Consider the following 10,850-nt stretch of genomic DNA (forward strand, 5'->3'; position numbering starts at 1 on the left):
GAAATGGGGAAGAAGGAAGTGAGAGAGTTCGAGGATGAACTCGTTGGCGTGCAGGGAGGCATATCATTGTTCCGGAAGGGAATTGATGAGTTCTTCCTTTCGCACGGTTTCTTGATTGCGAACGACAAGCTGCAGGCCGCGCGCAAGGATTTGGAGGCGCTTGGGTTGTTCGAGCGGTGCAGTCAGGCGCTCCGACGCACAGAGGAACTCGTGAAACTTGGTCCGGCGCACGACCAGGAGGCCGAGATGCTGATCCTCGAGACCGCTCGCGCTCTGATGAAGGCGTCTGGTACGCATGACGCCATGCGCAAGATGCTCCTCCAGAAGCCCACTGCTTCAGTTGAAGACTACAAGCCCGATCCAGATGCGTGGGCGCGAGAAGATCGGCAGAACAAGTAGAGACAGCGCTCAATGTCCCTCGAGTCAGATCCAATGTGCGGTACTGCCAAGGTCTCTAGCGGGCAGTTGCTAGCGCGATAGAGATCGCGACTAGCACCTTTAGATGCGGTGAGCGTTCGCCTGAAGTGACGCAAGCCCTCGCACGGCGCCGAGCCCCCTCGGCGCCGTGCTGGCCACTGCCGGCACACCTGACGACGCCTATCCCTCGCACCGGCGGATGCGCGTGGCCAAGCCGCAGTGGTCAGGCGTTGGCGGGCATGCGGGGTCGATTGGATCGGTCGGCGGTGTGCGTCCCTCCCTGAACCAATACATCCGCGGCTGGACGAAGAAGTTTAGAAGCGAGGCGACGAACGGTAGTGGGCGAGCCCTCACCCCAACCCTCTCCCCAGAGGGGCGAGGGAGGAAAACGCGCAACAACGGCCCCGCCGAACTGAGCAATAGTTGGCACGCCACCCTTCCGCATTCGACCGTCGATTCCTATCATCCCGCCGGGGACTACCCCCACAAGGAGAAGAAAAGAATGACGTTCATCGATGCCGTCAAGGCCTGCTTCGGCAAGTACGCCACCTTCTCGGGCCGCGCCGGGAAGGCGGAATTCTGGTGGTTCGCCCTGTTCCAGTTCATCGTCCTTCTGGTGCTCGGCATGTTCAGCAACCTTCTCTATGGCCTGGCCAGCCTCGCCCTGCTGCTGCCGGCGCTGGCCGTGGGCACGCGCCGCCTGCACGACATCGGCAAGAGCGGCTGGTTCCAGCTGATCTGGCTGGTCCCCTTCGTCGGCTGGATCTTGCTGATCTACTGGCTGGTGCAGCCCAGCGGGCCGGCCAACGCATACGGCGACGGGCCCGATGCGCCGTTGCCGGAGGATGTGGTGCCCGGGGCGCAATAAGAGCCGAGGTCGCACAGGCAGAAAGGGCCGGATTCAGTCCGGCCCTTTTCATTGGCGCGAAGGAGAACTCAAGCCGCATGCGCCTCCGCCACCCGCGTCACCTTCTTCCCTGCAATGATCATCCCCAGCACCTCGTCCTCCGTCACTTCGGCGGTGCGATAGGTGCCCACGGCCTTGCCGTTCTTCATCACGCACAGGCGATCGGATAAACCGAAGACGTCGGGCATGTCGTGCGAGATCAGGAAGATGCCCACGCCCGCCGCCTTCAGCCGGCGCACCAGGTCGTGGACCATGCGTGTCTCCTCGGGGCCGAGCGCGGCGCAGGGCTCGTCCATGATCAGCGTGCGCGCGCGGAAGTGGATGGCGCGCGAGATCGCCACCACCTGCCGCTGCCCGCCGGACAGCGCGCGCACCGGCACGCGGATGTTGCGGAAGTTCGGGTTGAGCTGGCGGAACACCTCCCGCGCGGCGCGCTCCATCGCGAAGTCGTCCAGCATGCCCCAGCGGTTCTTCAGCTCGCGCCCGAGGAACAGGTTGGAGACGCTGTCCAGGTTGTCGGCCAGCGCCAAGGTCTGGTAGATGGTCTCGATGCCCAGGGCCTGCGCTTCCGACGGCGTGGCGAGCGCCGCCGGTTCGCCATTGACACGGATCTCGCCCTGGTCGATGGCGAAGGCGCCCGCCAGCAGCTTCATCAGCGTCGACTTGCCGGCGCCGTTGTGCCCGAGCACCGCCACCACTTCGCCCGGATAGAGACTGAGGCTCACGTCATCGACCGCGCGCACGCCGCCGAAGGACTTGCCAACGGATTGGAATTCGACCAGCGGAGCCAAGCTCATTGCAGGCGCTCCCCGGTGCGGCGGCGGTAGATCACGTCGAACACCACGGCGACGATCAGCACCTGCCCGATGATCAGCATGCGGTTGCCCACGCTCACGTCCAGCAGCAGCAGCCCGCTTTCCAGGAACTGGATGACCAGCGCGCCGAGCACCGTTCCCAGCACCGTGCCACTGCCGCCGGACAGCGCGATGCCGCCGATCACCGCTGCGGCGATAGCGTACAGCTCCATGCCCGTGCCCAATGAATTCGTGCCGGCATTCAGGCGCGAGACGGCGACGACCCCGGCCACGGCCACCATCGTCCCGAGCAGCAGGAAGCTTTTGAGCATGACCCACTTCACCGGGATACCTACCAGCGCCGCGGCTTCCGGGTTGCCGCCGATCGCATAGATGTAGCGGCCGAAGCTGGTGCGGTTGACGATGAAGGCGACCAGCGCCACGACGCCACCCCAGATCAGCACCGGGTTCGGGATGCCTTGCGGCACGTCCTTGCTGGGGATGCGGTACGCGCACATGGTGGCGACGAAGGCCAGCACCGCCACCGCGAAGAAGCCGGTGTACAGCACGTCCAGCAGCAGCGGCCGCGGCGCGAAGCCGTGCTGCACCGCCAGGCGCCGCCGCTGCATGGTGCTCCACGCAAGCCACGCACACACGGCGATGCCAAGCACCCAGCTCGCCGTGACGCCGATGGCGCCATCGATGCCGCCGCCGATCAAGAGGAAGGTGGCGTCGGTGACCGGCTGCGTGCGCCCATCGGAGATCAGGTAGGCCACGCCGCGGAAGGTGACCAGGCCGCCCAGCGTCACCACGAACGATGGCACGCCGATATAGGCCGTCAGCCAGCCCTGGTACAGCGCGATCACCAGCGCGACCACCCATCCCGCCAGGCACGCGGGCACCCAGTGCCAGCCCTTGGTGTAGATCAGCCAGGCGACCAGCACGCCCACCGTGGCCAGCACCGAACCCACCGACAGGTCGATCTGCCGCTCCACGATCACGAGGCCGATGGCCGCTGCGACGATGCCGACCACCGCCGACTGCTGCGCGATGTTGTACAGGTTCTCCGGCGTGATGAAGTTGCCGGTGACGACGTGGAAGGCGATCGCCATGACCGCCAGCACGGCGGTCATGATCGCCAGCCGCAAGTCGAGCGAGCTGATATGCAGGCGCTCGTTCAGCGGCAGGGACGGGGCTCGCGTCCCGCCCTCCGCCAAGGCCTGCGTTCCCTCCGCCGGCTGCGCCATCACGACCCGGAGGTCACTTGCAGGCTGCCGGCCCGGTGGCCTTGTCGACGCCGCGGCAGGCGTCGTCCTTGCTGATCCAGCCGGCCTTGATGACGACGTCGAGGTTGCTCGCCGTGATCGGGATCGGCTTCAGCAGGATGGCGTTCATCTTCACCTTCTTCTCGCCGCCTGCGAAGCTGGTGGCGTTCGGCACCTTCTGGCCCTTGGCCAGCGCCACGGCCACGGTGGCGGCTTCGCGGCCGAGGTCGCGCGAGTCCTTCCACACGGAGACAGTCTGCGTGCCCAGTGCCACCCGGTTCAGCGCCGCATGGTCGCCGTCCTGGCCCGAGACCGGCACGCCCTTCAGCCCGCGTGCGGACAGCGCCGCCACCACGCCGCCGGCCGTGCCGTCGTTGGAGGCCACCACCGCGTCGACCTTGTTGCCGGACTTGGTGAGGATCTGCTCCATGTTCTTCTGCGCCACTTCGGGCTTCCAGCCGTCGGTGTATTCCTCGCCCACGATCTTGATGTCGCCCTTCTTGACCGCGTCGCCGATCACCTCCTGCTGGCCTTCGCGCAGCAGGTTGGCGTTGGGGTCGGTGGAGGAGCCCTTGATCATGGCGTAGTTGCCCTTGGGCTTGACCTTGAAGATGGAGCCCGCCTGCAGGCGTCCCACCTCCTTGTTGTCGAAGGAGATGTAGAACACTTCCGGCGCCTCGATCAGGCGGTCGTACGCCACCACGGGAATGCCGCGCGCCTTGGCCTTGGCGAGGGCAGGGGCGATGGCGTCCTTGTCGTAGGCCAGGATGATGAGGACCTTGGCGCCCTTGTTGATGAGGCCTTCGACATCGGCGATCTGCTTTTCAGCCGAGGCGTTGGCGTCCGCGCTGACGTAGCTGGCGCCGAGCTTGGCGAGTTGGTCCTTGATGGCCTTCTCGTCGGTCTTCCAGCGCTCCTCCTGGAAGTTGGACCAGCTGACGCCGACGACCTGGGCGAAGCTGGTCGAACACGCACCGGCCACGAGGGCCGCGAACAGGAGCTGAAACTGCTTCTTCATGGCTCTTCCTCCACTGTGGATGCGGAGCGGAGATTCCAGCACGTTTTGCCGCGCCCCGGAAGCGGGGCATCGCCATAGGGAATACGCCGAACGCGGCCCAGGAAAGACCGGGCGCGGGGCCCGGGTTCTCATGCGCCTTCGCCAGCCGCCTCGGCCGCGGCTTCCACCGCGGACGCGAGCGGGAGCCACAAGGTGAAACAGGTGCCCTCCGGACCCGAGCGCCATTCGGCCCGTCCCCCGACCGCTTCCGCGCGCCGCAACTGGTTGCGCAGCCCCCGCCCGGTGCCCTCCGCCCGTGCCTTGCCGACGTCGAAACCGTGGCCGTTGTCTTCGATGCAGACCTCCACGCCGCCGTCCGCGATACCGGTGGCCACGTGGATCTCCGTGGCGCGCGTATGGCGCAGGATGTTGGTGACCGCTTCCTGCAGGATGCGCAGGACGTGCAGCGCGGTCGAAGCGTCGAGCCACGGCAGCGGGGGGATGTCGCGCACCTCCCAGCGCAGCGTGAGGCCCGCGCTCTCGATGCGCGGCTCCAGCCGGAAACGCAGCGTCGCCAGCAGCAGCAGCAGGTCCGGCTCGACCTGCTCCATCGAGTCGATGGCGAGCTTCAGGTCGTCCATGCAGTCGGCGAGCAGCTGCGCCACGTCGGCGTCAGTCAAGGTTCCGCGTTCCACCGAACGGATGGCGCTCGTGAGCGAGGAGCCGAGGCCGTCGTGCATGTCCTGCATCAGGCGTTGCCGCTCCTCGTGCAGCACCTGCCGCTGCTCCACGGCCCGCAGCCTGTCGTAGCTGAGAGCCAGCTCCGCCTCGCGGGCCGCCAGGCGGTGCGCCAGGCCGGCGTTGACGCTCTCCACCTCGCCGATCGCGCATACGTAGCGCCGCAGCATGATGAACATGAGGGCGGCAAGGTGAAATGCGGGAATGTAGGGCGTGAGGTAGAACCACTCCATCGGCAGCAGGTGCTGGGCCAGCACCCAGTCGTAGACGCCGGCGACCAGGGCGAGGACGATGGTGGCGCAGAGCAGCATGCCGTCCCAGGAGCGGCTGCGCGCCGAATGCCACAGGCCCGCGACGAGGACGATCGTCACCAGCGACATCTGCAGCACCTGCAGGGCCGGGCGCAGCAGCAGCAGCGCGGGGAGCGCGCCCAGGGGCAAGGTGAGCACCGTGAAGAAGGACGTGAGCACCACCAGCGCCAGCGTCAGCCGCGGCATGGGCCGGCCGTGCAGCAGTTGCAGGAAGGCATGCATGATCACGATCTGCCAGGCCAGCGCGTTGACGGTGATCCAGCCGAACCAGGCATCGCTGACCGGCAGCGCTTCCAGCCCCGTGTGGAAGTGCCAGCGCCGCACCACCTGCAGCAGGGAGAAGCCCGCCAGCAGCAGGTACAGCGGTTCGCCGCGCAGCCAAAGCGACACGCCGAGGCAGAACAGCCCCACCGCCAGGAACGCCGCGCTGCTCATGAAAGGAACCTGGTATTCGAACCACTCCCGCACCGTGTACTGCGAGAGCAGGGCCCGCGCGCTGCCCACGTAGAACGACGACAGTCCGCCCCCCGCGCCCTGCACGCTGTCCATGCGGACCAGGATCTCGCGCGGCACGGGCTCCGAGGGCGTGCGGCTCAGGGGAACGAGCAGTCCGGGGTGCCGGAACACGTGCCACGCGGGGCTGCCGACCGAACGATGGACCAGGCGGCCGTCCGCATACACGGCGATCTGGCCCGCGGTCTGCCAGCGCTTGACGTACAGGCTGGCCGTGTCGCCGGGGTTGTCCAGGGCCGGTACCTGTACGCGGAACCAGCGCGTGGACACACTCGGTGCATCGGGATTCAGGATCACCTCGCGCGCGAACGTGAAGGGCAGCGCCACCTCGCGCCAGCCCGCGGCCAGGCGCTGCGCCTCGACGCGGTCCTGCAGCGGCGCCGCGGGGCCTGGCACTTCCAGCTCCTGCGCGGAGGTGAAGTGCGCGACGGGGCCAGGGGCTGCCTGCGCCCAGGCCATCCCGCAGGCCAGCAGCAAAGCCGCGGCGATCAGCGCTCGCAAGGTGGCAACCACGGCAGGGGGCCTCATGGCCCGCATTGTGCTCGGCCTCAGGTTGCGCCCTCCCGCACCAGGGGCAGGCGCAACACCAGCACCGAGCCGCCCGGAGTGGATTCGTAGCGGACGTCGCCGCCCACCGCCTGCGCCCGCCGCTGCTGGTTGCCCAGGCCGCGGCCACCGGCTTCCAGCGCCTGCGCCACGTCGAATCCGCGCCCGTTGTCGACGATGCTCACCGTCACCCAGCCCGCCGCGGTGTCGGTGCGCAGGCGGATCTCCGTGGCGTGGGCGTGCTTCAGCGCGTTGGCGAAGGCTTCCTGCACGATGCGCAGCACGTGCAGCGCATTGCGCGGGTCCAGCCAGGGCAGCGGCGGCACCTCGTGCACGTCCCAGTGCAGGGTGATGCCGGTGCCATCGAGGCGGCTCTCCAGGCGGAAGCGCAACGTGGCGAGCAGCAGCAGCAAGTCCGTGTCGATCGTTTCCATCGAATCGATGGCGAGCTTCAGGTCGTCGATGCAGCTGGCGAGCAGCACTTCCACTTCGGCCGCGTCCAGACGGCCCTGGCGCGCGGCGCGCAGCGCGCTCACCAGCGAGGAGCCCAGCCCGTCGTGCATGTCCTGCATCAGCCGCTCGCGCTCGTCGGCGATCATTTGCCGCCGCTCGACCGCCCGCAGGCGCTCGTGGCTGGCGTTGAGTTCGGCTTCGCGCTCCCGCAACCGGTGTTCCAGGCTCGCGTTCGCCAGCCTCACGTCGTCCATCGCTCCCATGTAGCGGCGGTACATGATCAGCATGAAGATCAGGAAGGCCCCGATGCCGGCATACGAACCGAGGTAGCTGCCTTCGACGTCGACCCGGTTGTTCTGCAGCGCCCACTCGTAGGCGCCCAGGACGAGCGAGACGAGGCTCCAGCCCGCCAGCAGCAGCGCATCGCGCGAGCGCGTGCGCCGCGAACTCGCCAGGCCGAAGCCGAAGGCCACGATGCTCACCGCCAGCAGGATGCCGTAAAGCAGCGGCGCCAGCAGCGTCGCGCCCGGCAGGCCCGAAGGCAGCGCCGGCAGCGTGGCCAGGCTGACGGCCGCCGCCACGCCCAGCACCGTCTGGTCAAGCCAGCGCCGGCGTTCGCCGTGCAGCCGCACCAGGAAGAAGTGCGCCGTCGCCACCAGCCAGAACAGCGAGGCCACGGTGAGCCAGCCGAACCAGGCGTCGGACACCGGCAAGCGCTCCAGGCCCACGTAGTAGTGCAGGTTGCGCACGAACGACGCGGCCGACATCAGGAAGAACAGCAGGTACAAGCGCTCCTGCCTGCGCCGAAGCCACACCAGGAACGCGAACACGCCTACGGCCAGGAAAGCGGCGCTCGTCATTCGCGGCAGCTGGATCTGCAGCATGTCGCGCACGCGGTAGCGCCAGGCAATGGCCGCCTCATCGCCCAGCCACAGGCTGGAGATCGCGCCGCCGGTGTCGTGCAGCCGCTGGATGCGCAGCACCACGGTGGCGGGCAGCGGGCCCGCGGTGGCGCCGTCCAGCGCGATCCACAGGGGATGGTTCGAACCGTTCCACAGCAGGTTGGCGTGGGACCGGTAGACGAGGCGGCCGTCGGCGTACACCGCGATCTGGCCGTCGGTCTTCCAGCGCGGCACGTACAGGTAGGCGGGGCCAGCCAGCGCGCCGGCCGCGGCAGCCGGCACCTGGGCCCGATACCAGGTGACCACGGTCCGCGCCGCGCCACCTTCCGGTTCGGGCAGCAGCTGCGGCGGCAATGCGTGGGGCAGGGCGACAGGCTGCCAGGCGCCGTCCGGTCCTTGCGGCGCGATGGCGTGCGGGGGCGGCGAGAAGCCGCGGCCTTCCACCGTGAGCAGCTGCGCCTGCGTGATGCGCAGGCCGCCCGCTGCCGCCGGTGGCGCGAGGAGCAGCAGCGCGGCGAGGCAGGCGACGCTAGTCGCCCAGCAGCCCTTGCGTGCGTGCCTCATAGATCGCTTCGGCCTTGGACTTGACCTTGAGCTTCACGTAGATGCGGCGCACGAAGGTCAGCACGGTATAGCGCGAGAGCTCCATCAGCCTGGCGATCTCGTCCGCCGTGAAGCCCTTGGTGATGAAGTCCAGCACTTCGCGCTCGCGCGGCGACAGCGAGATCGGCGTGTCCGGCGCGGCTTCGGCCGGCGGCGGGGCTGCGTTGACCGCATCGCCGGCGACGGGACGAAAGCGGCGCAGCACCTGGCGCGCAATGATCGGGCTGATGGGGCTGCCACCGGCCGCGAGGCTGCGGATCTCGGCGACCATCCTGCCCGGCGCGGCGTCCTTCAGCAGGTAGCCCGCGGCGCCCGCCTCGATCGAGCGCATCACGTTGGTCTCGTCGCCGAAGGTGGTGCTCACCATGATTCCGCAGTCCGGCCAGGCGCGCGCCGCGGCCTGGATGACGTCGATGCCCGAGCCATCGGGCAGGCCCAGGTCCACCAGCAGCACGTCGGCCGGCGTGTCCCGCAGCAACGCGAGGCCCTGCGTGCGCGTGGCCGCCCGGCCGGCGAGCGCCATGTCGTCGGCGGCCTGGACGGCGCGCGCCAGCGCGCCCTGGAACTCCGGGTCGTCATCGACGATGGCCACCCGGATCGGAGCGTTCGCTGGGACTGCGGAAGAAGTCACGGAGCCGATTGTGCGCAAGACAGGCGGGGCCTGCTGTAGATAGTTCTTGCGACATACAGGCCGCGGGGCGCTTCCTAGCATCCCGCCCCATGCCCGAGAACGCCCTGTTCCCCAGCAGCCTGCTGCCTGCCCTCGCCGCGGCGGGCCTCGCCGCGCCCTTCACCGTGCTGGCGCAAAGGCTGCCCGATGCCGGCTCGCTGCTGCAGGAAGTGCGGCCGCCGCCGATCACGGTGCCGCGCGCCGACCCGCCGGTGCTGCCGCAGGCGCCGGCGCTGCGACCGGCCATGCCGGCGGGCGGGCCCAAGCTCGCGCCGCGGCATTTTCACATCACCGGTGCCACATTGTTCACGCAGGCGCAGTTGTTGCCGCTGGTGCAGGACGGCGTCGGTCGCGAGATGGACCTGGCCGGCCTGGAGGACCTGGCCGCGCGCATCAGCCGCTTCTACCGGGCCCACGGCTACACCGTTGCCCACGCGTACATCCCGCAGCAGGACGTCACGGACGGCACGGTGGAGATCGCGGTCATCGAAGGACGCTACGGCGCCATCACGATCCAGGGCCCCGCGGCCGGCGCCGCGCCCCGCTCGCTGGGGGGCGTGAACGTGGGCGACGTGGTGGCCGACGCGCCGCTGGAGCGCGCGCTGCTGCTGCTGGCGGACCGGCCCGGGATCGCGACCCGCGCCACGCTGCAACCCGGCGCCTCGGTGGGTACCAGCGAACTGGTGGTCGACGTCCAGCCGGGCGAGCGCTTCACCGGCCGCGTGGATGCCGACAACTACGGCAGCCGCGCGTCCGGCAGCGAGCGCCTTGGCGCTTCGCTCGCCGTGAACAACGCCACGGGGCTGGCGGACGTGGCTGGCCTGAACCTGCTCACCACGGGGGAAGGCATGCAGTACGGGCGCGCCGCATGGCAACTGCCCGTGGGCAACCGGGGCACCAAGGCGGGCATCGCCTATTCGGACATGCGCTACAAGCTGCTGCACGAATTCGAGGTGCTGCAAGCGAACGGCAGCGCGGGCATCGCCAGCGCCTTCGTCGCGCACCCGTTGCTGCGTTCGCGCGGCGCGAACCTGAATGCGCAGGTGGCGCTGGACGACAAGCGTATCGAAGACCGGATGGATGCGGTCGCCGTCGCGACCTCGAAGACGGCGCGGGTGCTGAACTTCGGCCTCTCCGGCGACGCCATCGACGATTTCGGCGGGGGCGGCTCCACCGCCGCATCGGCAACCTACTCGCAGGGACGGCTGGAGATCCGCAGCCCCACGGCCGCCGCCGCCGATGCCGCCACAGCGCGGACGCAGGGCCACTACGACAAGTTCTCGCTGAGCGTGCTGCGCCTGCAAAGCCTGGGCGGAGCCACCAGCCTGTATGCCAGCTTCATCGGCCAGTGGGCCGGCAAGAACTTGGATTCCTCCGAGAAGCTGCCGCTGGGTGGCCCGACCGCGGTGCGCGCCTACCCGCAAGGCGAAGCGTCGGCGGACGACGCGCAGATCCTCACGCTGGAACTGCGCCAGTCCGTCTCGGCGGCCTGGCAGTTCGTGGGCTTCGTCGACGCCGGCCGCGCCACGATCAACCAATCCCTCTGGGCGGGCGCGACCGGGGTCAACCGGCGCCATCTCTCGGGCGCCGGCATCGGCGTCAACTGGGCCGACCCCAGCGGCTGGACCGCCCGTGCCGCTTATGCCCACCGCCTCGGCAACGAACCCGCCACCTCCGAACCGGACAGCAGCAGCCGCTTCTGGCTGCAGGTCACCCGCAACTTCTGAAACGCGA

9 protein-coding genes are annotated in these 10,850 nt (G+C 68.9%); 3 read left to right on the top strand and 6 right to left on the bottom strand.

Annotated elements, in window-relative coordinates; translation table 11 throughout:
* The first annotated feature begins 3 nt into the window (after positions 1–3).
* Both HHL11_RS32550 and HHL11_RS32555 read left to right on the top strand, forming a co-directional pair.
* A complete protein-coding gene (locus HHL11_RS32550) occupies positions 4–399 on the top strand; it encodes a hypothetical protein (RefSeq protein WP_169422802.1) in 396 nt (131 codons plus the stop codon).
* 520 nt (positions 400–919) lie between these two features.
* Entirely contained in the window at positions 920–1,285 is a 366-nt protein-coding gene (locus HHL11_RS32555; RefSeq protein ID WP_169422803.1) for a DUF805 domain-containing protein, read from the top strand.
* 68 nt (positions 1,286–1,353) lie between these two features.
* On the opposite strand, the gene HHL11_RS32560 is transcribed toward HHL11_RS32555, so the two are convergent.
* The 6 genes from HHL11_RS32560 to HHL11_RS32585 form a co-directional block, all read right to left on the bottom strand.
* Positions 1,354–2,121 carry an ATP-binding cassette domain-containing protein gene (locus tag HHL11_RS32560; RefSeq protein ID WP_169422804.1) on the bottom strand — a complete coding sequence of 256 codons (768 nt, stop codon included), beginning with the start codon at positions 2,119–2,121 and terminating at the stop codon, positions 1,354–1,356.
* Positions 2,118–3,365, bottom strand: a complete 1,248-nt coding sequence (locus HHL11_RS32565) for a sugar ABC transporter permease (RefSeq protein WP_169422805.1) — start codon at positions 3,363–3,365, stop codon at positions 2,118–2,120. Before HHL11_RS32565 ends, HHL11_RS32560 begins: the two co-directional genes overlap by 4 nt.
* 13 nt (positions 3,366–3,378) lie before the next feature.
* Positions 3,379–4,401, bottom strand: a complete 1,023-nt coding sequence (gene xylF / locus HHL11_RS32570; protein WP_169422806.1) for a D-xylose ABC transporter substrate-binding protein — start codon at positions 4,399–4,401, stop codon at positions 3,379–3,381.
* Positions 4,402–4,529: 128 nt separating this feature from the next.
* Positions 4,530–6,470 carry a sensor histidine kinase gene (locus HHL11_RS32575; RefSeq protein WP_169422807.1) on the bottom strand — a complete coding sequence of 647 codons (1,941 nt, stop codon included), beginning with the start codon at positions 6,468–6,470 and terminating at the stop codon, positions 4,530–4,532.
* Positions 6,471–6,490: 20 nt separating this feature from the next.
* The gene (locus HHL11_RS32580) at positions 6,491–8,407 is read right to left on the bottom strand and encodes a sensor histidine kinase (RefSeq protein ID WP_169422808.1); all 1,917 of its coding nucleotides are present in this window, start codon (positions 8,405–8,407) and stop codon (positions 6,491–6,493) included.
* Positions 8,373–9,077 carry a response regulator gene (locus HHL11_RS32585; RefSeq protein ID WP_425355233.1) on the bottom strand — a complete coding sequence of 235 codons (705 nt, stop codon included), beginning with the start codon at positions 9,075–9,077 and terminating at the stop codon, positions 8,373–8,375. The genes HHL11_RS32580 and HHL11_RS32585 overlap by 35 nt, the downstream gene beginning before the upstream one ends.
* 89 nt (positions 9,078–9,166) lie before the next feature.
* Between HHL11_RS32585 and HHL11_RS32590 the strand changes: the two genes are divergently transcribed.
* Positions 9,167–10,843: a ShlB/FhaC/HecB family hemolysin secretion/activation protein gene (locus HHL11_RS32590; RefSeq protein WP_169422810.1), complete on the top strand. Its 1,677-nt coding sequence runs from the start codon at positions 9,167–9,169 to the stop codon at positions 10,841–10,843.
* Positions 10,844–10,850 lie beyond the last annotated feature (7 nt).

This window comes from Ramlibacter agri, assembly GCF_012927085.1.
GTDB classification, from domain to species: domain Bacteria; phylum Pseudomonadota; class Gammaproteobacteria; order Burkholderiales; family Burkholderiaceae_C; genus Ramlibacter; species Ramlibacter agri.